Origin of the sequence: Agrobacterium leguminum (assembly GCF_015704895.1) — a bacterium.
GTDB classification, from domain to species: domain Bacteria; phylum Pseudomonadota; class Alphaproteobacteria; order Rhizobiales; family Rhizobiaceae; genus Agrobacterium; species Agrobacterium leguminum.
Window position 1 is genome coordinate 14,273 of the sequence record NZ_JADQWB010000015.1, and the last position, 22,123, is coordinate 36,395.

Here is a 22,123-nt window from a genome sequence, read left to right on the forward strand (position 1 = left end):
CGTGTTGAAAAGCGTTGAACGCGAGGCTTTTAGCGGTGGCTCGGCAGTTTCGGCAGGAACACCGTGAGCAGGCCGAGCAGCGGCATGTAGGAGCATATGCGGTAGACGAATTCGATGCCTTCCTTATCCGCATAAACACCCAGAACCGCAGCACCGATGCCGCCGAAACCGAAGGCGAAACCGAAGAACATGCCGGCGATGAGGCCGACGCGGCCCGGCACCAGTTCCTGCGCGAACACGACGATGGCCGAGAAAGCGGAGGAGAACACGAAGCCGATGACGACGACGAGAATGGCCGTCCAGAACAGGTTGGCATAGGGCAGCAGCAGCGCGAAGGGAATGACGCCGAGGATCGAGAACCAGATGACGACGCGCGAGCCGAAACGGTCGCCGATCGGGCCGCCGAAGAACACGCCCAGTGCCGAAGCGCCGAGGAAGAGGAACAGCAGAACCTGCGCGTCCTGAACACCAAGACCGAACTTGTCGATGGTGTAGAAGGTGAAGTAGCTGGACAGGCTGGCGAGATAGGCATTCTTGGTGGCGGTCAGAACCACCAGCACCAGAAGCGTCATGATCACGGTGCCACGTGCCAGCGGAAGGGTGCGGCTCGCGGGGGCCTTGCCGACGGTTGCGCGGCGGTGGCGGGTGTACCAGACGCCAACCCAGGAAAGCACGCCGAAGCCGAGGAGCGCGATCAGCGAGAACCAGCTGAGGCTGGACTGGCCGAGCGGGATGACGATGAAGGCTGCGAGCAGCGGGCCGATGGCCGTGCCGGTATTGCCGCCCACCTGGAAGAATGACTGCGCCAGACCATGACGGCCGCCGGATGCGAGACGCGCCACGCGGGAGGCTTCCGGATGGAAGATCGCCGAACCGATGCCGATGAGGCAGGCGCCGATCACCAGAACCTCGAAACTATGGGCGAAGGCGAGCGTGATGAGGCCGGCGCAGGTGGACAGCATGGCGACGGGCAGGGAAAACGGCATGGGCCAGCGGTCCGTCACCATGCCGACAACCGGCTGCAGCAGCGAGGCGGTGACCTGAAAAGCGAAGGTAAGCAGGCCGATCTGCATGAAATCGAGCGCGTAATTCGCCTTCAGCAGCGGGTAAAGCGACGTCAGCAGCGATTGCATGATGTCGTTCAGCATGTGGCAGAAGCTGGCGGCTGCGATGATCGAAAACGCCGTGCGTTGCGGGTTAAACCCGGTGCTGGTGCTGGCGCTGGTAACAGTGGCCATGATGAAGTCCTCTTCGGTTCCCGGCGGAAGGCGGGAAACATGTCTTTATTTCTTCCCGCTTTTATTCATATTGTTTCTGGCCTGCATTTGTGTTCTGGACGATTTTCTTTGTGAGTGGGCCAAATGGCAAAAATCAAATCGCGGCAGCCCTGGAGCGTGACGCAGGACGAGCATGAACGCAGCCTGAAATTGATCGACGGCACCAATGAGCCGGTGCTGGCGCTTTGCCGCGTTTATCCCACCGGGCACCGCACCCCGCCCCACAGCCACAGCCGGGTGCAGATCTGGTGCGCCCGGCAAGGTGTCGTGCTGGTCAGCACCGCGGACGGGCGCTGGATGATACCGCCCGGTCATGGACTGCTCATCCCCGCCGGGTTGCAACATGAGGCCGAGACCATTTCCACGGTGGAGATGCACTCGATCTATGTTCACCCGGACCTTTTCCATGCCGGTGCGCCAAGGGTGGTGGAAATAACCGATCTTGCCTCCAGCCTGATTGCGGAACTGCTGGTCGAGGAGCACCAGCCCTCGGCATTCCACCGGCAGGGCCTTGTGCGGGCGCTGCTGCTGGATGAGGTGAACCGCCTGCCGGAACGGCCGCTCGGGCTGCCTTTTCCCGATAATCAGCGTCTGGCGGCGCTCTGCCGTGACTTCCTGAAAAAGCCGGTGGCCCGGGTGGAGATCGACGACTGGGCCGCGGCCATGGGCATCAGCCGCCGCTCGTTTACGCGGCTGTTCCGCAAGGAATTGGGGTTGAGTTTCGTCACCTGGCGCCAGCAGGCCTGTATCTTCGCCTCCCTGCCGAGACTGGCAGCAGGCGAAGCGGTGACGAATGTGGCGCTGGATGCCGGTTATGAAAACATCCCGGCTTTCACCACCATGTTCCGGCGAATGCTGGGCAGTTCACCAAGGGCCTATCGGCAGGCGGCGCGGCAGCGCAGCGCTGCTTTTTCCGATTTTGAAGAGATGGGTGGTTAGGGTTGGGGTGCTCACTCACCCTCATCCCTGTGCTCGTCACAGGGATCCAGCCAGACCAAGTCCTTGGGCTGGAAGGACTCTTTTCGCCGCGCAGACGCGCGTCGGCTGGATTCCTGTGACGAGCACAGGAATGAGGAGGGTACCCTAAGCCGCAGTCGCGCGCATGTCGCGGCGGAAATCGGAAGGCGACATGCCTGATATCTGGCGAAACGCCTTGTTGAAGGCGCTGACCGAGCCGAAGCCGCTTTCCATGGCGATTTGCAGGATATTGTCCTTGCCGGTCATCAGCATCGCCTGAGCGCGGGAAAGCCGGAGCAGGGTGAGATATTTGATCAGCGTCATGCCCGTGGATTTGCGAAACAGGTTCATCGCATATTTCGGATGCAGCGATGCGGCACGGGCAATATCGGTCGCGTCGATATCGTCGAGAAAATTGGCGGCGATGAAGTCGCACATGCGCACCACACCGATGGACGGCGCCATGCCCTCGTCATCCTGTCTGCGTTTTCCATCGAGAGCGGAGGATATGACGGAGTAAGGCTCCAGAAACATCCGCTCGACCCGGAGCAGCAGTTCCTCCACCGCGTGCTGGGCTTTCGCCGGATCGCCCGAGGTGACGTAACGGAACCAGCGGCCGAAATTTTCCACATCGGCCCTGTCCGTCTCGGCACTCACCATCGTCGCACCGCCCATCAACTGGCTGGAAACGGCGGCCGGCAGGCGCATGCGAAAGAAATGCACAAGCGGCAGATGCGCGCCGGCATAAAAGGAATCGTCGGAGGAATGGTCCATCTGATGCGGCTGGCCGCCCCAGAAGATGCACATCTGGCCGGCGTTGAGCGTCATGTCATGGTCGCCCATGCGGTAATGCACCGACCCCGACATGACGTAATTCACCTCCACCTGCGCGTGCCAGTGAGGCCTGAGCATGATGGGCGGATGATTGTGAAAAAGCTGAAGCGTTGTTGGCATGCCTTCGATGCTGCTCGCACCCGGCTGGTAGAAGGCTCTTTCGGCAATCTTACTTTCCGCCAAATCGATGTTCCCTTTTTACGAGACAGATTTCCTGCCGCCGCTAATGTGCCCATGTTCGCTGAAGAACGGCAATTGAAAAAGGGAGGTTTTCAATGTGCTTGAAATTTCTTGGCGCGTCTACGGCCATGCTGCTTCTCGCAGCCCCGGCTTTCGCGCAAACAGAAACCGTCACCATCTGGAGCTGGAATGTCGCGGCTTCCGCGCTGAAATCCACGGTGGAGGGCTTCAACAAGCAGAATCCGGATATCAAGATCGTCGTTGAAGACCTTGGAAACAATCAGGTTTTTGACAAGACGCTAGCCGCCTGCGCAGCCGGCGGCGATGGTCTTCCGGATATTGTCACAATCGAGAATTTCGAAGCGGAACTGTTCTGGAGCCGTTTTCCCGATTGTTTCGCCAATCTGACCGAGCTTGGCTATACGCCTGAGAAACAGGCGCTTTTCCCGGATTTCAAGCGCACGGAACTGGAGGTTGACGGCGTCGCCTATGCGGTTCCGTGGGATTCCGGTCCGGTGGCGGTGTTCTATCGCCGCGACTTCTATGAAAAGGCGGGTGTCGATCCGGCCGCCATCAAAAGCTGGGACGATTTCATCGCCGCCGGCAAGAAGGTCATGGCTGCCAATCCCGGCACCGTCATGGCGCAGGCCGATTTCAATGGCGACAGCGAATGGTTCCGCATGATCGCCAATGAGCAGGGATGCGGTTACTTTTCGACCGATGGCCAGAACATCACCATCAACCAGCCCGCCTGTGTCGCGACCCTTGAAAAGGTCAAGGAAATGAAGGACGCCGGCATCATCACGGCGGCGATCTGGGATGAGAAAATCCAGGCCAATACGGCCGGCAAGGCCGCCAGCCAGATGTATGGCGCCTGGTATGAAGGTACGGTTCGTTCCGGCTCCCCCGATCTTTCCGGCAAATGGGGCGTCTATCTGATGCCGAGCCTGACGCCGGATGGCCCGCACGCCGCCAACCTCGGCGGTTCGTCGCTGGCGATCAGCTCGACATCCCAGCATAAGGAAGCCGCGTGGAAATATATCGATTACGCGCTCACCACCAATGAAGGCCAGGTGACGATGCTGAAATCCTTCGGCCTCGTTCCCTCGCTGCTCTCCGCCATTGACGATCCTTTCGTCAAGGAGAAGCAGGCCTATTGGGGCGGACAGGCGGTGTGGACCGATATTCTGGCCACCCTGCCGAAGATCGTGCCGAGCCGTGGCACGGCGTTCCAGTCGGATGCGGATGCGATCTACAAGGCGACGCAGACGAAATATTTCGCGGGCGGATATCCCGATGCGAAAGCGGCGCTCGACGATGCGGCCAAGCAGATCGAAACGGCCACGGGGCTGCCAGTCGCGCAGTAAGTCGGCGGTTAAGACCGAGCGGGTGCCACAAGTTTCTTCTCCCCGAGGGGGAGAAGTCCGCGGCAGCGGGATGAGGGGGCGAGGGTAGCGATATCCGGTGAGCTAGCCCCCTCATCCGACCCTTCGGGCCACCTTCTCCCCCTTGGGGAGAAGAAACCAGTGGCACCGTTGTGCAAAAGCATTCCCCTCAACGGGGGAAGCTCTTTCTGAAGCTTTTCCATTTATCCGGCCACCGTCCGGCATATGGAGGTCGTCATGCCGTCCAGGAACAGGATCGCTTATGCGTTCCTTGCGCCCTATCTCCTGATTTTCGCCACCTTCTGGGTCTGGCCGATCATCAGCTCGTTCATGCTGTCGTTCCAGAACACCCGCATCAACCCATGGCGGTTTGCGCCCTCCATGAACTGGGGGCGGCTCGTTTCCGATCCGGCCTTTTATAATGCGCTTTATAATACGCTGATCATTCTGGTCATTCAGGTGCCCGTCATGATCGCGCTCGCCACCGTCATGGCGGTGCTGTTGAATTCACCGCTCCTGAAGGCGCGGCCGCTTTATCGTTTTGCCTTTTTTGCGCCTGTCGTCGTTGGCGAGGTGGCCTATGCGGCTGTCTTCCGGCTGATGTTCAGCGCCGATTTCGGCATCGTCAACAAGCTCATCACCTCAGTCGGTCTTTCGCCCATCTCGTGGTTCGACAATGCCAATGCGGCCATGGCGCTGGTCATCATCGCGGTGACCTGGCGCTGGGCGGGGTATAATGCCATCATCATTCTGGCTGGGCTGCAATCGATCCCCGGCGATGTCTATGAAGCGGCGACGCTGGACAAGGTGAGCAAGCGCCAGCAGTTCTTTTATGTCACCCTGCCGCTCCTCAAACCCATTATCCTCTTCTGTGTCGTGCTCTCGGTTATCGGCACCATGCAGCTGTTTGCCGAACCCTTCCTCATCACCAACAGGGGCGGGCCTGGCGGCGGCACGGAGACGCTGGGGCTGTTCCTTTACCGGCAGGGCTTTACCTCACTCAATTTCGGCTACGCCTCGACCATTGCCTACACCATGGCGGCGCTCGCCATCGCCATTTCGCTGCTTAATCTCTGGGTCGGGAGGGAGCCGAAATGAGATCGAAATCGAGATCGCTTTTCTGGCAGAAGATCGCGCTGCATGCGGTGCTGACACCGCTTGCCATCATCTGGCTGTTTCCGCTGTGGATGATGTTCGTGTTTTCGACCATGCCGGATTACGGCATTTTCAGCCCGGATATCGTGCTGGTGCCCTCCACCAACTTCATCGAGAATTTCAACAACCTGCAGGCGGATACCAATTTCCTCAGGGCCATGTTCATCTCGATCACCGTCGCCGTCATCTACACGGTTCTTTCGGTGTTCCTGACGTCAATGGCCGGCTGGGCGCTGGCGCGTTACCGCTTTGCCGGACGCGGGGTGGTGATCGCCATCATTCTCGGCACCATCACCCTTCCGTTTGCCGTCGTTGTCATTCCGCAATTCATCATGGTGGCGCGCGAATTCAAGCTCGCCAACACCTGGGTGGCGCTGATCGTGCCGCCGCTCTTCAACTCGCTCGGCGTTCTGTTCATGCGGCAATCCTTCTCGATGATGCCGACCGAGCTTTTCGATGCGGCAAGGGTGGAGGGCGTGAAGGAATGGCAGATCTTCCTGCGCATTGCGTTGCCGCTTGCGCGTCCCACCATGGCGGCGCTCTCCATCATTCTCTTCCTGGCCTCGTGGAACAATTATCTCTGGCCGCTTCTCATCAATTCCCGCCCAGGAATGATGACCGCACCCGTGGCGCTTGGCACCCTCATCGGGCTGACCAAAGTGTCATGGGGCGGCATCATGGCCGGCGCGGTGCTGCTCACCGCACCCATCCTCGTGGTTTTCGTGGCTTTGCAGCGTCACTTCATCGCCGGCATTTCCGCCGGGGCAGTCAAGTAAGGGGGCCGCATGGCGGAACTTTCGCTCAACAACGTGGTCAAGCGTTACGGCGCGCTGGAAGTGATCCATGGCGCAAATCTGGAGGTAAAGGACGGGGAGTTCGTCGTTTTCGTCGGCCCCTCCGGCTGCGGCAAATCCACGCTTCTCAGAATGATCGCCGGGCTGGAAGATATTTCCGGCGGCGATATCGTGATTGGCGGCAAGACGGTCAGCGATGCCGACCCGGCGGATCGTGGCATTGCCATGGTGTTCCAGTCCTATGCGCTTTATCCGCATATGACGGTGGCGGAAAACCTCTCCTTCGGCCTTAGAATGAACGGTAACCCCAAGGCCGATACGCAAAAGCGGGTCAACCGCGCGGCCGAAATTCTGCAGATCAACGAGTTGATGCAGCGCCGGCCGAAACAGCTTTCCGGCGGCCAGCGCCAGCGCGTCGCCATCGGCCGCGCCATCGTGCGCGAACCGCAGGTCTTCCTGTTCGACGAGCCGCTGTCCAATCTCGATGCGGAATTGCGGGTGCAGATGCGCGTGGAAATCTCCCGCCTGCACAAGCAGCTCGGCACCACGATGATCTATGTGACGCATGACCAGACCGAGGCGATGACGCTGGCCGACAAGATCGTTGTGCTGCGGGCGGGCAATATCGAACAGGTCGGTGCGCCGCTCGATCTCTATGACGACCCCGCCAACCGCTTCGTTGCCGGTTTCGTCGGTTCGCCGAAGATGAATTTTCTCGAAGCCACCATCGTCGGCAGCAGCGCGGAGGGCGTCAAGCTTTCGCTCGACAGCGACCCTGCGGTGCGGCTGAGCCTGCCGGTCACGGCCGGTTTGAACGAGGGAGCCAGGGTGTCGCTCGGCATCCGGCCGGAGCATTTTGCCGATGCGGGCGGGGGCGATGCCGATCTCACCGTTCATGTCGATGTCGCCGAACATCTCGGCAATACCAGCTATGTCTATGCCCGGACCGAAGGCGGCGAGCAGCTCATCATCGAGCGGCCGGAATCGCGCGATGTCGGCAATCGCGACCGGCTGACGATTGGCCTTTCCGCCCGCCGGGCTTTCCTTTTCGACAACAAGGGCGACCGCCTGCGCTGAACCCTTTCCCAAGCACCCAAGACTGATATGAAAGACGAGGATTTCATGACGACCGAACAACCGATCCGCTGGGGCATCATCGGCCCGGGCACCATCGCCAGAACTTTTGCCGATGGTATCGCGCATTCCCGCACCGGCAGGTTAGAGGCCATCGCCACCCGCAATCCGGACAAGCTCGGCCTTGCCGAGGCCTTCGCCGGTGCGCGCATCATCCATGGGTACGATGCGCTGCTTGCCGATCCCGATATCGACGCCGTCTATATCGCCACACCCCATACCGGCCATGCCGAATGGGCGATCAAGGCGATCCGGGCGGGTAAAAACGTGCTGGTGGAAAAGCCCATCGCGCTCTCGGCCTATGATGCCGACGCCATTTTCCACGAGGCGAAAAAGGCGGGCGTCTTCGCGGGCGAAGCCTATATGTATCGCCTGCATCCGCAGACGGCGAAGTTGCTGGAGCTGGTGAAAGCCCGCGCCGTCGGCGATATCCGCATCATCCGCTCCAGCTTCGGTTTCAACATGGGCTCGTTCCGGGCCGATCACCGGCTGTTCGCCAATGAAACGGCGGGCGGCGGCATTCTCGATGTCGGCGGCTATCCGGTTTCCATGGTGCGGATGATTGCCGGCGCTGTAGACGGAAAACCCTTCGCCGAACCGGAAAAGGTGGCGGGTGCGGCGCATCTCGGCCAGTCGGGCGTTGATGAATGGGCCTCGGCCGTGCTGAAATTCGCAAACGGCATCGTCGCCGAAGTCTCGTGCTCGATCATGGCGGCGCAGGACAATGTGCTGCGCATCATCGGCTCGGAGGGCCGCATCGAGGTCAAGGATTTCTGGTTCGCCGCCGGCCACAAGGGCGGCACCGGGCGGATCGATATCGTCAGGGGCGACAAGGTGGAAACCATCGAGTTGCCGGAGGATCGCTGGCTTTATTCCTTTGAGGTGGATGCGGCGGGCGAGGCGATCCGGCAGGGTAAAAAGGAATTCGATGCACCCGGTATGGCCTGGGCGGACAGCCTCGGCAATCTGCGTGTCATGGATCAATGGCGGGCTTCCGTCGGGCTCGAATACAGCATTGAAAAAGCAACGTCGCGCGTTGCCAATATTGCCGGCGGCAAGGTCGTGGCCGGAAACGCAGTGCCGAAGCGGCAGATACCGGGCCTTGCCAAACCCGCTTCCGTTGTCGCGCTCGGTTTCGAATTCTTCCCCAATTTCGCTTCCGCATCCCTGACGCTGGATGCCTTTTACGAGGCGGGCGGCAATCTCTTCGATACGGCCTATGTCTATGGCGCAGGCAGGACCGAGGCGATTTTCGGCGACTGGCACACCAGCCGCAACGTGCCGCGCGAAGAGATCGTGCTGATCGGCAAGGGTGCGCATTCGCCGCTTTGCTATCCTGACATGATCGCAAAGCAGCTCGATCAGTCGCTCGCTCGGCTGAAGACGGATTATGTCGATGCCTATTTCATGCATCGCGATAATCTGGAGGTTCCGGTCGGCGAGTTTGTCGATGCCATGGATGCCGAAGTCCGGCGCGGACGCATTCGCGGCATTTTCGGCGGTTCGAACTGGACGCGCGAGCGCATGGATGAGGCGGCCGCCTATGCTGCGAAGAACGGCAAGCAGGCTCCGGCCGCGCTTTCCAACAATTTCTCGCTGGCGGAAATGCTCGATCCCATCTGGGCGGGCTGCGTCGCGGCATCGGACGACGAGTGGAAGGAATGGCTGAAATCCCGCCAGATTCCCAATTTCGCCTGGTCCAGCCAGGGGCGCGGATTTTTCACGGACCGGGCAGGGCGCGACAAGCATGACGATGAAGAAATCGTCCGCGTCTGGTATTCCGACCGCAACTTCGTCCGCCGCGACCGGGCAATCGAGCTTGCCCAAGAACTTGGACGGCACCCGATCCATATCGCGCTCGCTTATGTCATCGCCCAGCCTTTCCCGGTCATCCCGCTGATCGGGCCGCGCACGATTGCGGAGCTGGAAGACAGTCTTTCGGCGCTGGATATCAGGCTGACGGCCGAGCAGGTGAAGTGGCTGGAGGCGTGAGAGGCAATGAGACGGCGGATTTATCCGCCGCTCATTCGGATAGGGCAAGGCGTTGCGGCATATTTCTTCTCCCCGGCGGGGAGAAGAAACAAGCGGTAATCGCTCGCTCGAACTGACGATCTTCGGGGTGGAGATGTCATCTTCCACCTTCATTCCTCTCCCGGTGACTGGTAAAGCGTAGGTCCATAAACGTGTCGCGAAACACCGCAGCGAAACAATCACCGGGGTTCCCATGAGCGATATCGACCGAAGCCGTGCCCAGCAGCTGATGCGGGAAGCGGGCATCGACGCGCTGGTGCTTTTCCAGCCCGAAGCCTTCCGTTATGCCGTCGGCGCCCATGCCGGTGTCGCGACCATGTGGGGCAGGGCGGGTTCGGCAATTGCGCTGGTGCCGGCCGATGCCGATGCGCCGCTTGCCGCTGTCGTCAGCGATCATGCAGCCCCGCTTGTCAGGAGGGCCGCGCCGGAGATCGATCTGCGCTGCCATCGCATCTGGATCGATATGGTCGATCTGTCGGGCGTCGAAACCATCGCGCAGGTAGACGATGCCTACCGCCGCAACAATTCCGGTGGTCCGAGGCCGGAGACATTCGATCGCGCCGCCTGTTTCCGCCTGCTGGCTGACCTGCTGCGGGAGCGCGGACTGACGGCGGCGCGCATTGGCGCAGACCTCGAATTCATGCCCGCCGCCGATTTTCTGGCGTTGCGTCAGTCGCTGCCCGATGTCGACTGGGTTGACGGATCGGCCGTGCTGCGCCGTCTGCGCGCCGTGAAATCCGAGCGCGAGATAGGGCTTCTGAGGCGCGCGGCGACGGCTGCGGAGGCCGGGCTGGTCGCGATGGCCGCTGCCGTCAGGCCCGGCGCGCCGCTCGGCGGGCTTTCCTCCGCCTGGAAGGCCGGCGCACAGGCCCATGCCGCGAAATCCGGGTTTTCGCTGAGTGGACATTGGGATTACATATCCGTCGGACCCGCTTTGTCGGATATGGCGGCGGTTGTCACGCCGGGTGCGCTTATCAAGGCCGATGTCGGCACGCTGGTCGATGGTTATTCATCGGATGGCGCGCGGAGTTTTTCGTGGGGGCCGGTCTCGCCGCTGGCCGCCGATGTTTTCAGCGCGCTGGAAGTGGCCTTTGCCCGTGGGCTGGAAGCGCTTCGTCCCGGCAATACATTCGGTGCTGTGCACGCCGCCATGCTGGCCTCGATGCGCGGGCAAGGTTTCAGCGAATATTATCGCGGCCATTTCGGCCATTCCGTCGGCGGTGGCGTGGGTATCGAGGAATGGCCGTTCTTTTCCCATGACAATCCGGAAATCATTCTTCCCGGCATGGTCGTGGCGCTCGAAGCGCCGTTTTATGGCGAAGGGCTCGGCGCGCTGATGATCGAGGACCAGTTCCTCGTCACCTCCTCCGGCGCGGAATGCATGAACAGCCTGCCGCGCACCCTGCGGGATTTATCGGCGGACTGACCGCCGGATCAGAGGAAATCGTCGCGGCGTGGGGTAAAGCAGTCGATCAGTTCGCCCTCTTCCAGACACAGGCAGCCATGCTCGATATGGCCGGGAATGACGAGGCTATCGCCCTTCTGAAGATCGTAGGCTTCGCCGTCGCGGTAAAAGCGGAAGCTGCCGCTGGCCACATAGGTGGATTGCACATGCGGATGGCTGTGCAGCCTGCCTTCGGCGCCGGTTTTGAAGCGGAAGGAGACCACCATCAGTTCCGGCGCTTCGGAAAGCACGGTGCGCTCCACGCCATCGTCGGGAGAAACGGTGGGGAAGGTCGGAAGCTGCTGCATATCGTTCTCCTCAGTCATGCAATGCGGTTTAAACAGGCAATCTCAGCGCGGCGCGCGCAGCATGGAGCGATAACGCGTCTGGCTGCTTTTCAGGTGGCTGCGCATGGCGCTGCGCGCCGCCTCCTCGTCGCCGTCCTGTATCGCGATCAGGATCGCTTCGTGTTCACCGACGAGCCGGGCGAGATCGGCGGGCGAAAGCACGGTTTCCGTGCCGTTTTCGGCCACGGCGCGGCGCGGAATGAGGGTAGGGCCGAGCACCTGCAGAAACTCGCTGAAGCGGGGATTGTTGGTCGCTTCGGCAATGGCGAGATGGAAGGCGAAATCGGCCTCCGCCGTCGGCACGCCCTTGGTGGCGCTGGCGCGGAAGGCATCGAAGGCCTCGATGATCTTTTCCTCCTGCGCCGGCGAACGGCGAATGGCGGCAAGACCGGCGGCGTCACCTTCAACGGCGGTGCGCAATTCCAGCATTTCGATCAGCGACGAGACGCGCGCAAGATCGACATTGTGGAAGGGACGCCGCTCAGTGGGTGCGGGTTCCAGTACGAAAACACCCGCGCCCTGACGCGGCTCGACCAGACCGTCGGATCGCAGCGAGGCGATTGCCTCCCGCACCACGGTACGGCTGACACCGAATTCCTGCGTCATCTGCGCTTCGGAGGGCAGGCGTTCGCCCGTCTTGTAACGGCCCTTGGCGATCTGGCTGCGGAGTTCCTCCGAAACCTTCACCACAAGCGTTCTGCCTTGTGGAGCTGCCGGTTCGGAGCTTGTCGCTTTTGTCATCTTGGTCGCCGTTCTAAAAAAATGTCGGTTGCGTGCACCGTTCCTCGATACGTCATTCGCGGCCCGGCATGCAATCCCGCCTTTTTCGCGGGAAAGGTCCGTGCGACATTTCACGTCTCCTTGAAGATCGGGTTGTCGACAAACACGCCACCCTGAAAGCGGACTACCGCGTCGCTCGGGTCCGGTTTGGGGGCGGTCCGGGCGATGTGCTCCCGGAAGGCCTCGGCATTGTCCTTCGGTTTCCATCCCAGAAAGCCGAGATGCGAATTGTCCCACCAGCTCGCATCGTTGGCCGACGCACCCCAGACGACCGGGCAGCCGAGAACGGGTGCGCGGAACGCCGCTTCGATCAGCGACACGAAATCGTCATGCGAGAACCACGTGGATAGCATGCGGTAATTATTGGGTTCCGGGGTGCAGGAGCCGATGCGGACAAGCGCCGTCTCCTGGCCGAATTTCTCGAAATACAGGCGGGCGAGGTTTTCGCCGAAACATTTGGAAACACCGTAAAGCCCATCCGGGCGGAAGGGAACGTCGGGACCAAGCCGTTCGGTCTGGGGATAATAGCCGATCGTATGGTTGGAACTGGCGAAAACAATTCGCGGCTGGCCGTGGGCGCGGGCGGCCTCGTAGAGATTATAAAGTCCGATGATGTTGCCCTGAAGGATTTGTTCGAACGGCTTCTCCACCGATATGCCGCCCAGATGCACGATGCCGTCGCAACCGGCAACCATGGCGTCAACGGCTTCTGCATCCGCAAGGTCGCATTGCATGCACTCCTCGTTCGGGCCTGCCGGATCGAGCGGGGCGAGATCGGCAAGGCGAATGGTCTCGGCCATCGATGCAAGGCGTTTGCGCATGACGCGGCCAAGCTGGCCCGCAGCACCGGTAACAAGAAGCCGTTTCATTGCCATTCTCCCTCAGCGTTGCACGTCCCTGGCGTGGTCGAGATATGCCTATGCCTCTTGACCTTGTCATACAGATCGTACAAAAAGCGGATAACATATATTATGTGCCATACGCAACAATCATGAAGGATGAGTTTGATGTTGACCGTCGAAACAAGGCAGGCCGTGAACCCGGAATATGCAAAAACGCTGGATACCGAAGGGCTCCGCCGGCATTTCCTCGCCAACGACATGTTTCGTTCCGGCGAAATCAGGCTGATCTATACCCATTATGACCGCTTCGCGATGGGCGGTGCGGTGCCGAACGGCGCGCCGCTGACGCTGGACAAGGTGGAAGAGACCAAAACGCCGTCCTTCCTCGACCGGCGCGAGATGGGCATCGTCAATATCGGCGAGACCGGCACGGTCAGCGCCGGCGGCGAGACTTACACCCTCAATCGCGGCGATGTGCTTTATCTCGGTGCAGGCAGCGGCGCAGTGACCTTTGACGGGGCAGGGCGATTCTACATCACCTCCTGCCCGGCGCATCGCAGCCTGCCGGCGAAGCTCGTGACGCTGGCCAATAGCAAGGAGGTCAAGCTCGGCGCGACCGAAACCTCCAACAAGCGCACCATCAACCAGTTCATCCATCCGCTGGTCATGGAAAGCTGCCAGCTGGTGCTGGGGTATACGACGCTGGAGGACGGTTCCGTCTGGAACACCATTCCATCCCATATTCACGATCGCCGCATGGAAGCCTATCTCTATTTCGGCATGGATGAGAAGTCGCGCGTGCTGCATCTGATGGGTGAGCCGCAGGAAACCCGGCATCTGTTCATTTCGAATGAAGAGGGTGCGATTTCCCCGCCCTGGTCCATTCATTCCGGTGCCGGCATCGGTTCTTACACCTTCATCTGGGCCATGGCGGGAGACAATGTCGATTACACCGACATGGACTTCATTCAGCCGGGAGACCTGAAATGAAGAATCCCTTTTCGCTTCAGGGGCGTAAGGCGCTCGTCACCGGCGCGAATACGGGGCTTGGCCAGGCGATTGCGGTGGGGCTCGCCGCGGCCGGCGCGGAGGTGGTCTGCGCCGCCCGCCGCGCGCCGGATGAAACGCTGGAGATGATCGCCAGGGACGGCGGCAAGGCCAGCGCATTGTCTATCGATTTTGCCGATCCGCTGGCGGCGAAGGACAGTTTTGCCGGCGCCGGTTTCGATATTCTCGTCAATAATGCCGGCATCATCCGCCGTGCCGATTCCGTCGAGTTTTCCGAACTCGACTGGGACGAGGTGATGGACGTCAATCTCAAGGCGCTGTTTTTCACCACCCAGGCTTTTGCGAAAGAGTTGCTCGCGAAAGGCCGGTCCGGCAAGGTGGTCAATATCGCTTCGCTCCTTTCCTTTCAGGGCGGCATTCGCGTGCCGTCCTATACGGCGGCGAAACATGGCGTCGCCGGCCTCACCAAGCTTCTGGCGAATGAGTGGGCGGCAAAGGGCATCAATGTGAATGCGATTGCGCCCGGCTACATCGAAACCAACAATACCGAGGCGCTACGCGCGGATGCGGCCCGCAACAAGGCCATTCTCGAGCGTATTCCGGCTGGCCGCTGGGGCCATTCCGACGATATAGCCGGGGCGGCGGTTTTCCTTGCCTCGCCGGCGGCGGATTATGTGCATGGCGCCATTCTCAATGTCGATGGCGGCTGGCTGGCGCGCTAATCTGTTACAGATTTCAACAATTCATCATACAACATGTATGATGAATTGTTGACAAGCATGCGGCAACCGGGTTAGGTGGCTTCCAGTGAATGAATTTGCAAAGGAATACCAAACATGAACCCTGAACAAATCAAGGCGGCGCTCGGCTCCGGCCTGTTGTCTTTCCCGGTCACCCATTTCGATTCCGAGGGCCGTTTCGCCCAGGACAGTTACAGGGCGCATGTCGAATGGCTTGCCGGTTACAAGGCGCCGGTGCTGTTTGCCGCCGGCGGCACGGGGGAGTTCTTCTCGCTGAAGCCGGATGAAATTCCGACCATCGTTTCCGCCGCCAAGGACGTGGCCGGTGAGACCGCCATCGTTTCCGGCTGCGGTTACGGCACCGAGATCGCCGTCGATATCGCCCGCTCGGTCGAAAAGGTCGGCGCGGACGGCATCCTGCTTCTACCGCATTATCTCATCGATGCGCCGCAGGAAGGCCTTTACGCCCACATCAAGAAGGTGTGTCAGTCGGTCGGCATCGGCGTCATGGTTTATAACCGCGACAATTCCGTGCTGCAGGCCGATACGCTGGCGCGTCTTTGCGACGAATGCCCGAACCTCGTCGGCTTCAAGGACGGCACCGGCGATATCGGTCTCGTTCGCCAGATCACCGCCAAGATGGGTGATCGCCTGATGTATCTTGGCGGCATGCCGACGGCGGAACTGTTTGCCGAAGCCTATCTCGGCGCCGGTTTCACCACCTATTCCTCGGCTGTCTTCAACTTCGTGCCCGGCCTTGCCAATGAATTCTACGCCGCCCTGCGTGCTGGCGAACGCGCCACCTGCGAGCGTGTCCTGACGGAATTCTTCTATCCGTTCATGGCGATCCGCAACCGCGCCAAGGGTTATGCCGTCTCCGCCGTCAAGGCCGGCGTTCGCCTGCAGGGCTTCAATGCCGGGCCGGTGCGTGCGCCGCTGAAGGACCTGACCAATGAGGAAATCGGCATGCTCGACGCCCTGATCGGCACGCACAAGCGCAAAGCCTGATTTGGAGGCCTGATCGAGACAAGCGGGAGGGGAGCCATGAAGATCACAGCGGTGCGCACGCATCTGCTCGAACACCGACTGGACACGCCGTTCGAAAGCGCATCCATGCGTTTTGACCGCCGCGCCCATATTCTGGTGGAAATCGAATGCGACGACGGAACCGTCGGCTGGGGCGAATGCCTTGGCCCGGCGCGGCCCAACGCCGCCGTGGTTAAGGCTTACTCAGGCTGGCTCATCGGCCAGGACCCGCGCCAGACCGAAAAGATCTGGGCCGTGCTTTATAACGCCCTGCGCGATCAGGGACAGCGCGGCCTCAGCCTTACCGCCTTGTCCGGTGTCGATATCGCGCTGTGGGACATCAAGGGCAAGCATTACGGTGCCTCCATCTCGATGCTGCTCGGCGGGCGCTGGCGCGAAAGCGTGCGCGCCTATGCCACCGGCAGCTTCAAGCGGGATGGTGTCGACCGCGTTTCAGACAATGCGTCGGAGATGGCGCAGCGCCGGGCGGAGGGCTTTCACGCCTGCAAGATCAAGATCGGCTTCGGCATTGAGGAGGACCTCCGCGTCATCGCCGCCGTGCGCGAGGCGATTGGGCCGGATATGCGGCTGATGATCGACGCCAATCACGGCTACACCGTCACCGAAGCCGTCGCGCTCGGCAACCGCGCCGCCGACTATTGTATCGATTGGTTCGAGGAGCCGGTGGTTCCCGAACAGCTCGATGCCTATGCCCGGGTGCGGGCGGGTCAGCCGATACCGGTTGCGGGCGGTGAGACCTGGCACGGGCGTTATGGCATGTGGCAGGCGCTTTCCGCCGGTGCGGTGGATATTCTCCAGCCCGATCTCTGCGGCTGCGGCGGTTTTTCCGAAACGCAGAAGATCGCGGCGCTCGCCACGCTGCACGGCGTGCGCATCGTGCCGCATGTCTGGGGTACGGGCGTGCAGATTGCCGCCGCCCTGCAATTCATGGCGGCGATGACGCCCGATCCGGTGCGGGTCAACCCCATCGAGCCGATCATGGAATTCGACCGCACCTATAATCCGTTCCGGCAGGCCGTGCTGAGCGAGCCGATAGAGGCGGTAAACGGCGTCGTCACGATCCCGAACGGCCCCGGCCTCGGCATCGAGATCAACCGCGACGCATTGATTGAATTCAGGATGCCAGACCCGTGAGCGAACTTGTCAGAAAACTGAGCGGCACAGCGCCTCGGCCCGCTTTCCCGAAAGGCGCCGTCGATACGCAGATGCATCTCTATCTGCGCCACTATCCCGCCCTGCCGGGTGGACCGGGCCTGCCGCCGGGCGCTCTGCCCGGACCGCAGGATTATCGCAGCCTCATGCAATGGCTCGGCATCGACCGGGTCATCATCACCCAGGGTAACGCCCATCAGCGCGATAACGGCAACACGCTCGCCTGTGTCGCGGAAATGGGCGAGGCGGCCCGCGCGGTGGTCATCATCGATGCCGGCACGACCGAAAAGGACATGGAAAAGCTTGCCGCCGCAGGCGCTGTCGGTGCGCGTATCATGGATTTGCCGGGCGGTGCGGTAAACCTGTCCGAGCTGGAAGCCGTGGACGAGCGCGCGCATGCGGCCGACTGGATGGTGGCGGTGCAATTCGACGGCAATACGCTGCTCGATCACCTGCCGCGCCTTCAGAACATCCGCTCGCGGTGGGTGTTCGATCACCACGGCAAGTTCTTCAAGGGCATCAGAACCGATGGCCCGGAAATGGCGGCGCTTCTGAAACTCATCGACTGCGGCAATCTCTGGTTCAAGTTCGCCGGAGTCTACGAAAGCTCACGCGAGAGCTGGCCCTATGAGGACGTCGCTGCCTTTTCGCGCGTCATCGCCGCCCATGCACCGGAGCGCATCGTCTGGGGCACCAACTGGCCGCATAATTCCATCCGCGAAACGGCAGCCTATCCCGACGATGCCCGCCTTGCGGAACTCATACTCGGCTGGCTGCCGGATGAAGCGGCGCGTCATCGCGCGCTGGTGGAAAATCCGGAAGCGCTATTCAAGCTGCCGCCAGTCAAGGCGGCATAGGTCAATCCGGGATGGCTGGGGAAGGGAGGTCCCCATCATCCTTTTAAAGTGAAAGGTCTTTGCATGCCGGCCCGGATGGGTGTGAAAAAATCGGTCCGATAGCCTTGGAGGGGCTGGATCGTTTCAACAATGGAGGAGGAAAGCATGAAAAAGATTGCAAGCATGATGTGCGTCGCGATGGGGATCGCGCTCGCCGGTGTTTCCGCCAAGGCGCAGGAAATCACCCTGCGTTCGGCCGATATTCATCCCGACGGTTATCCGACGGTCGAAGCCGTGAAATATATGGGCGAGCTTCTGGCCGAGCGCACCAAGGGCCGCATCAAGATACAGGTCATGAACAATTCCGTTCTCGGCGGCGAGAAGGATACCATCGAGCAGACCCGCTTCGGCGTCATCGACATGAACCGCGTCAATGCCGCGCCCTTCAACAATCTGGTCAAGGAAACCACCGTCCTCGGCCTGCCTTTCCTGTTCCGCTCGACGGAACACATGCACAACACGGTCGACGGCCCGATCGGCGATGAGGTTCTGGCGGCCTTCGAACCGCACGGCCTCATCGGTCTCGCCTTTTACGATTCCGGCGCACGGTCCTTCTACACCACCAAAAAGCCCATCGAAAAACTCGCGGACCTGAAGGGCCTGAAAATCCGCGTGCAGCAGTCGGATCTGTGGATTTCGATGATGCAGGCTTTCGGCGCCAACCCGACGCCGATGCCGATGGGCGAAGTCTATTCCTCGCTTGAAACCGGTGTCGTCGACGGTGCGGAAAACAACTGGCCCTCTTACGAATCCGCCCGTCACTACGAGGTTGCGAAGAACTACTCCCTGACGGAACATTCGCTGAACCCGGAAATCCTCGTCATTTCCAAGGTCTCTTACGACAAGCTCTCTCCGGAAGATCAGAAGCTGTTGCGTCAGGCGGCCAAGGATTCCGTCGGCAAGATGCGTGAACTCTGGAGCGCTCGCGAAAAGGCATCGGAAGAAAAGGTCCGCGCCGGCGGCGTCAACGTCATCAAGGTCGACAAGGAGGAATTCGCTGCCGCGATGGGTCCCGTCTACGACAAGTTCGTCACCGATCCGAAGATGAAAGACCTTCTGGAACGGGTGAAAGCGGTCAAGTAATGCGCGGAAAACCGGCCCTGGGAACAGGGCCGGTTTTCTTTTGTCGCCGTTGACGCGGAGGAACAGACAATGCGAAATTTCATGCGGGCCATTCGCCCCTTTCTCGGCGCGCTCAGCCACGCGTCGCTTTATATTGCCGGTATCGGCATGATCGCCATGACGCTTATCGTCGGCTGGCAGGTTTTTGCGCGGTATATTCTGAACGATTCACCCAGCTGGTCGGAGCCGCTGTCGCTGCATCTCATGTCATGGTTCATCATGCTGGGGGCGGCGGTGGGCGTTCGCGAAAGCGTGCATCTGGGGCTGGATATATTGCGCTACATGATGCCGCCACGCGTGCAGAAGGGAATGGACCTTACCAGCCTTGCCCTGATCTTTTTCTTCGGCGCCGGCATGGCCTGGTATGGCACCTCGCTTTCCATGGGCACATGGACGGCGACGATCCCGGTTCTCGGCTGGCCGGGCGGCACGGATTTCTTCCCGCTGATCGGCGGCGGTTTCCTCATCGCGCTGTTTGCGGCTGAACGTTTCGTCGATCTCGCCATCGGCGAGGAGATTGCGGCGGATGTGATCGTGCAGGAGGCAGCGTAGATGGCTTACACCATTCTCTTCGGGGTCTTCACCCTGCTGATGCTGATCGGCACGCCGATAGCATTTTGCCTCGGCATTGCCTCTTTCGCCACGGTTCTTTATCTCGGCCTGCCGCCCATTGTCGTGTTCCAGCAGATGAATTCCGGCATGAACGTGTTTGCGATGATGGCGATACCGTTTTTCATCTTCGCCGGCGACCTGATGGTGCGCGGTGGCATCGCCCATCGCCTCATCCGCTTTGCGGCCGGCCTCGTGGGACACCTTCGCGGCGGTCTCGGCCAGGTCAACATCGTGGCCTCGACGCTGTTCGGCGGCATTTCCGGTTCGGCCGTGGCCGATGCCTCGGCCGTCGGCGGGCTGATGATCCCGCAAATGGCCAAGCGCGGTTATGACAGGGACTATGCGGTCAATGTCACGGTCAATGCGGCCATCATCGCGCTGATGATACCGCCCTCGCATAACATGATCCTTTATTCGATTGCGGCGGGCGGCAATGTTTCGGTGGCCGATCTCTTCACCGCCGGCATCGTTCCGGGTTTCCTGCTTGCAGCGGCGCTGATGGTGACGGCCTATATCGTTGCCCGACGCAAGGGTTATCCTTCCGAGCCGTTCCCGGGCTTCTCGAAGCTGATGTATTATCTCTTGGCCTCGTTCCCCGGCATCCTGTTGATCGGCATCATCTTCGGCGGTGTGCGTTCGGGCATCTTCACTGCGACGGAAAGTTCCTGCATCGCGGTTCTCTATGCCTTCCTCGTTGCGATGCTGGTCTATCGCGAGCTGGACTGGAGCGGTTTCGTAGAGGCGGTGATGGGCGCGGTGCGCACGACAGCCATGGTTCTGCTGGTCATCGGCACGGCGGCGTCCTTCGGTTGGCTGATGGCCTTCCTGCAGGTGCAGACGCTGATGATTGCCGCAATCAGCGCGATTTCGGACAATCCGATCATCGTGCTGCTCGTCATCAATGTCATCCTGCTTTTGCTCGGCACCTTCATGGACATGGCGCCGATGGTCATCATCTCCACGCCGGTGCTTCTGCCCGTGGTGAAGGCCTTCGGCATCGACCCCGTGCATTTCGGCGTGGTGATGATCCTGAACGCCGGTATCGGGCTCAACACGCCGCCGGTCGGAACGGTACTTTTCGTCGGCTGCGCGGTCGGCGGCATATCGATACGGGAAGCGATGCGGACGATCTGGCCGTTCTTCGGGGCCAGCATCGCGGTGTTGCTTGCCGTCACCTATATTCCGTCGCTGTCCCTGTGGTTGCCGTCACTGTTCCGGTAATTCCAGCGCTTTCAAACGAGAAGGCCCCGCTATGCCGGGGTCTTTTCCGTTTCAGTGGCAAGCAGCCTCTGCTGTTCGTGTTCGTCAAAGGCCATGAGATTGCCGTGCCGGCTGCGGCGTATGCGGTTCATATGGTCGCGCGGGCTTAACCCCAATGTCCGTTTGAACATGCGCGAGAAATAATAGGGATCGCCATATCCTACTTCGGCCGCCGCCGCCGTAACCGAAAGCCCCGCCTCGAGAAAATGCATGGCGCGTTCCATGCGTTTGAACTCCTGATATTTACGCGGGGTTCGTCCGACGCGTTTTTGAAATTCGCGCAGAAAATAATCGCGATTATAGGGTGCGGCATCGGTCGCCCGGCCGGCAATGTCGGGGTCGAGCGGATTGGCCGAAATCATGGTGATCGCCTTCATCACCGCAAGGTCGAGGCCTTCCGTCCCCTCCGGCTGGAAACTCGGCCGGTCGACCCATCCGAGGAAGGCGTCGTCGATGAAGGCGATGAGAAGCACCATGAAAAGATGATGCTGGCCAAGCGTGACGGAGGAGGGCGGGGCGCTCTGCCGGTAGTGGCGCACCAGCGGTTCCAAGAGCGCCCAGCGGCTCAGCTTCACTTTCGGCTTCAGATCCATCTGCGCGATCAGGTTGTGGCGGCCGTAAATATCCAGCGTGAAATGCTGCGCCACCCCGCGATAGGTGACGGCCTGCTCGTTCCAGCCGACAAAGCGCTGCCCCCGGAAAATCAGCATGGCGTCACCGGGTTCCAGCACCCGCGCCTCGCCATCGACGAGATAATGCCCGCGCCCTTCCAGGCAGATGATGAGATCGTCCACTTGGTTGGATTTGTCGATCTGCCAGGTGCGCGAATGCTCCATCTTGATCGTTGCGCGCGTCAGGTTGAGGTTGAGCGCCGCAGGCGGAACGGACGACAGAATGCCACCTTCGATTTCGTCCATCTTTTTCCTCATCTTTGTTAATTCACCTTGGCGCGGAAATTTGGTTTTGTCACCGCATAAATTGCTTTTACGCGCCGTATCAATGAGGGAGGAGATCGGTCGCGGCGAGAAACTGCGCCATCACGCGCCCGCCGACGACCGTTCCGGGAGAATCACTTGTACGAAATTGTATTCTGTCATTCGCGTTCCACTGGGACGCGGGGAGGAGC

Annotated in this window: 21 protein-coding genes; 15 read left to right on the forward strand and 6 right to left on the reverse strand. The window is 60.7% G+C overall.

All coding sequences use genetic code 11. The features are described from left to right. Positions 1-29: 29 nt before the first annotated feature. Positions 30-1,238, reverse strand: coding sequence for an MFS transporter (locus I3J13_RS19185; RefSeq protein ID WP_196379833.1), 1,209 nt, complete (start codon positions 1,236-1,238; stop codon positions 30-32). A gap of 123 nt (positions 1,239-1,361) precedes the next feature. On the opposite strand from I3J13_RS19185, the gene I3J13_RS19190 reads away from it, so the two are divergent. After that, positions 1,362-2,216, forward strand: a complete 855-nt coding sequence (locus I3J13_RS19190; RefSeq protein ID WP_196379834.1) for an AraC family transcriptional regulator — start codon at positions 1,362-1,364, stop codon at positions 2,214-2,216. A gap of 144 nt (positions 2,217-2,360) precedes the next feature. On the opposite strand, the gene I3J13_RS19195 is transcribed toward I3J13_RS19190, so the two are convergent. After that, on the reverse strand, positions 2,361-3,257 hold the full coding sequence (locus I3J13_RS19195) for a helix-turn-helix domain-containing protein (RefSeq protein ID WP_196379899.1): 897 nt from the start codon (positions 3,255-3,257) through the stop codon (positions 2,361-2,363). A gap of 86 nt (positions 3,258-3,343) precedes the next feature. On the opposite strand from I3J13_RS19195, the gene I3J13_RS19200 reads away from it, so the two are divergent. The 6 genes from I3J13_RS19200 to I3J13_RS19225 all read left to right on the forward strand — a co-directional run bounded on the left by I3J13_RS19200 (position 3,344) and on the right by I3J13_RS19225 (position 11,173). Continuing rightward, complete coding sequence (locus I3J13_RS19200; RefSeq protein WP_196379835.1) at positions 3,344-4,615, forward strand: ABC transporter substrate-binding protein; 1,272 nt, start codon at positions 3,344-3,346, stop codon at positions 4,613-4,615. Positions 4,616-4,870: 255 nt separating this feature from the next. Next, complete coding sequence (locus I3J13_RS19205) at positions 4,871-5,731, forward strand: carbohydrate ABC transporter permease (protein ID WP_196379836.1); 861 nt, start codon at positions 4,871-4,873, stop codon at positions 5,729-5,731. Further along, positions 5,728-6,564 carry a carbohydrate ABC transporter permease gene (locus I3J13_RS19210; protein ID WP_196379837.1) on the forward strand — a complete coding sequence of 279 codons (837 nt, stop codon included), beginning with the start codon at positions 5,728-5,730 and terminating at the stop codon, positions 6,562-6,564. Before I3J13_RS19205 ends, I3J13_RS19210 begins: the two co-directional genes overlap by 4 nt. A 9-nt stretch (positions 6,565-6,573) precedes the next feature. Beyond that, entirely contained in the window at positions 6,574-7,659 is a 1,086-nt protein-coding gene (locus I3J13_RS19215; RefSeq protein ID WP_196379838.1) for an ABC transporter ATP-binding protein, read from the forward strand. A 45-nt stretch (positions 7,660-7,704) separates the two neighbouring features. After that, positions 7,705-9,708 carry an aldo/keto reductase gene (locus I3J13_RS19220; RefSeq protein ID WP_196379839.1) on the forward strand — a complete coding sequence of 668 codons (2,004 nt, stop codon included), beginning with the start codon at positions 7,705-7,707 and terminating at the stop codon, positions 9,706-9,708. Positions 9,709-9,940: 232 nt separating this feature from the next. Next, positions 9,941-11,173, forward strand: a complete 1,233-nt coding sequence (locus tag I3J13_RS19225; RefSeq protein WP_196379840.1) for a M24 family metallopeptidase — start codon at positions 9,941-9,943, stop codon at positions 11,171-11,173. Positions 11,174-11,181: 8 nt separating this feature from the next. On the opposite strand, the gene I3J13_RS19230 is transcribed toward I3J13_RS19225, so the two are convergent. From I3J13_RS19230 to I3J13_RS19240, 3 genes are all read right to left on the reverse strand, one after another. Further along, positions 11,182-11,499 (reverse strand): cupin domain-containing protein, encoded by a 318-nt coding sequence (locus tag I3J13_RS19230; RefSeq protein WP_003522691.1) that lies wholly within the window; start codon positions 11,497-11,499, stop codon positions 11,182-11,184. Positions 11,500-11,541: 42 nt separating this feature from the next. Beyond that, complete coding sequence (locus I3J13_RS19235) at positions 11,542-12,279, reverse strand: FadR/GntR family transcriptional regulator (RefSeq protein WP_020812260.1); 738 nt, start codon at positions 12,277-12,279, stop codon at positions 11,542-11,544. 110 nt (positions 12,280-12,389) lie between these two features. Then, entirely contained in the window at positions 12,390-13,187 is a 798-nt protein-coding gene (locus tag I3J13_RS19240) for an NAD-dependent epimerase/dehydratase family protein (RefSeq protein ID WP_196379841.1), read from the reverse strand. Positions 13,188-13,325: 138 nt separating this feature from the next. Between I3J13_RS19240 and kduI the strand changes: the two genes are divergently transcribed. The 8 genes from kduI to I3J13_RS19280 all read left to right on the forward strand — a co-directional run bounded on the left by kduI (position 13,326) and on the right by I3J13_RS19280 (position 20,958). Continuing rightward, the gene (kduI, locus tag I3J13_RS19245; RefSeq protein WP_196379842.1) at positions 13,326-14,150 is read left to right on the forward strand and encodes a 5-dehydro-4-deoxy-D-glucuronate isomerase; all 825 of its coding nucleotides are present in this window, start codon (positions 13,326-13,328) and stop codon (positions 14,148-14,150) included. After that, the gene (gene kduD, locus I3J13_RS19250) at positions 14,147-14,890 is read left to right on the forward strand and encodes a 2-dehydro-3-deoxy-D-gluconate 5-dehydrogenase KduD (protein ID WP_078053632.1); all 744 of its coding nucleotides are present in this window, start codon (positions 14,147-14,149) and stop codon (positions 14,888-14,890) included. Before kduI ends, kduD begins: the two co-directional genes overlap by 4 nt. Before the next feature lie 114 nt (positions 14,891-15,004). Further along, positions 15,005-15,916, forward strand: a complete 912-nt coding sequence (gene kdgD / locus I3J13_RS19255; protein ID WP_196379843.1) for a 5-dehydro-4-deoxyglucarate dehydratase — start codon at positions 15,005-15,007, stop codon at positions 15,914-15,916. Positions 15,917-15,952: 36 nt separating this feature from the next. Further along, positions 15,953-17,089, forward strand: a complete 1,137-nt coding sequence (locus tag I3J13_RS19260; RefSeq protein WP_196379844.1) for a D-galactarolactone cycloisomerase — start codon at positions 15,953-15,955, stop codon at positions 17,087-17,089. Beyond that, positions 17,086-17,964, forward strand: coding sequence for an amidohydrolase family protein (locus I3J13_RS19265; RefSeq protein WP_196379845.1), 879 nt, complete (start codon positions 17,086-17,088; stop codon positions 17,962-17,964). The genes I3J13_RS19260 and I3J13_RS19265 overlap by 4 nt, the downstream gene beginning before the upstream one ends. Positions 17,965-18,108: 144 nt before the next feature. Continuing rightward, entirely contained in the window at positions 18,109-19,086 is a 978-nt protein-coding gene (locus I3J13_RS19270) for a TRAP transporter substrate-binding protein (protein WP_196379846.1), read from the forward strand. A gap of 69 nt (positions 19,087-19,155) precedes the next feature. Further along, a complete protein-coding gene (locus tag I3J13_RS19275; RefSeq protein WP_003522682.1) occupies positions 19,156-19,677 on the forward strand; it encodes a TRAP transporter small permease in 522 nt (173 codons plus the stop codon). Then, positions 19,678-20,958: a TRAP transporter large permease gene (locus tag I3J13_RS19280; RefSeq protein ID WP_059757073.1), complete on the forward strand. Its 1,281-nt coding sequence runs from the start codon at positions 19,678-19,680 to the stop codon at positions 20,956-20,958. It abuts the gene before it with no gap. Positions 20,959-20,987: 29 nt separating this feature from the next. Here I3J13_RS19280 and I3J13_RS19285 read toward each other — a convergent pair whose 3' ends face one another. Continuing rightward, on the reverse strand, positions 20,988-21,914 hold the full coding sequence (locus I3J13_RS19285) for a helix-turn-helix domain-containing protein (RefSeq protein WP_196379847.1): 927 nt from the start codon (positions 21,912-21,914) through the stop codon (positions 20,988-20,990). Positions 21,915-22,123: the final 209 nt, after the last annotated feature.

What these genes read in the sequence shown, in the direction of transcription:
- I3J13_RS19190 (WP_196379834.1), top strand. Translation starts at nt 1,362, where the DNA reads ATGGCAAAAATCAAATCGCGGCAGCCCTGGAGCGTGACGCAGGACGAG.
- I3J13_RS19260 (WP_196379844.1), top strand. Translation starts at nt 15,953, where the DNA reads ATGAAGATCACAGCGGTGCGCACGCATCTGCTCGAACACCGACTGGAC.
- I3J13_RS19275 (WP_003522682.1), top strand. Translation starts at nt 19,156, where the DNA reads ATGCGAAATTTCATGCGGGCCATTCGCCCCTTTCTCGGCGCGCTCAGC.
- I3J13_RS19220 (WP_196379839.1), top strand. Translation starts at nt 7,705, where the DNA reads ATGACGACCGAACAACCGATCCGCTGGGGCATCATCGGCCCGGGCACC.
- I3J13_RS19215 (WP_196379838.1), top strand. Translation starts at nt 6,574, where the DNA reads ATGGCGGAACTTTCGCTCAACAACGTGGTCAAGCGTTACGGCGCGCTG.
- I3J13_RS19240 (WP_196379841.1), bottom strand. Translation starts at nt 13,187, where the DNA reads ATGAAACGGCTTCTTGTTACCGGTGCTGCGGGCCAGCTTGGCCGCGTC.
- kduI (WP_196379842.1), top strand. Translation starts at nt 13,326, where the DNA reads ATGTTGACCGTCGAAACAAGGCAGGCCGTGAACCCGGAATATGCAAAA.
- I3J13_RS19225 (WP_196379840.1), top strand. Translation starts at nt 9,941, where the DNA reads ATGAGCGATATCGACCGAAGCCGTGCCCAGCAGCTGATGCGGGAAGCG.
- I3J13_RS19230 (WP_003522691.1), bottom strand. Translation starts at nt 11,499, where the DNA reads ATGCAGCAGCTTCCGACCTTCCCCACCGTTTCTCCCGACGATGGCGTG.
- I3J13_RS19205 (WP_196379836.1), top strand. Translation starts at nt 4,871, where the DNA reads ATGCCGTCCAGGAACAGGATCGCTTATGCGTTCCTTGCGCCCTATCTC.
- I3J13_RS19270 (WP_196379846.1), top strand. Translation starts at nt 18,109, where the DNA reads ATGAAAAAGATTGCAAGCATGATGTGCGTCGCGATGGGGATCGCGCTC.
- I3J13_RS19280 (WP_059757073.1), top strand. Translation starts at nt 19,678, where the DNA reads ATGGCTTACACCATTCTCTTCGGGGTCTTCACCCTGCTGATGCTGATC.
- I3J13_RS19235 (WP_020812260.1), bottom strand. Translation starts at nt 12,279, where the DNA reads ATGACAAAAGCGACAAGCTCCGAACCGGCAGCTCCACAAGGCAGAACG.
- I3J13_RS19200 (WP_196379835.1), top strand. Translation starts at nt 3,344, where the DNA reads ATGTGCTTGAAATTTCTTGGCGCGTCTACGGCCATGCTGCTTCTCGCA.
- kdgD (WP_196379843.1), top strand. Translation starts at nt 15,005, where the DNA reads ATGAACCCTGAACAAATCAAGGCGGCGCTCGGCTCCGGCCTGTTGTCT.
- I3J13_RS19285 (WP_196379847.1), bottom strand. Translation starts at nt 21,914, where the DNA reads ATGGACGAAATCGAAGGTGGCATTCTGTCGTCCGTTCCGCCTGCGGCG.
- I3J13_RS19210 (WP_196379837.1), top strand. Translation starts at nt 5,728, where the DNA reads ATGAGATCGAAATCGAGATCGCTTTTCTGGCAGAAGATCGCGCTGCAT.
- I3J13_RS19185 (WP_196379833.1), bottom strand. Translation starts at nt 1,238, where the DNA reads ATGGCCACTGTTACCAGCGCCAGCACCAGCACCGGGTTTAACCCGCAA.
- kduD (WP_078053632.1), top strand. Translation starts at nt 14,147, where the DNA reads ATGAAGAATCCCTTTTCGCTTCAGGGGCGTAAGGCGCTCGTCACCGGC.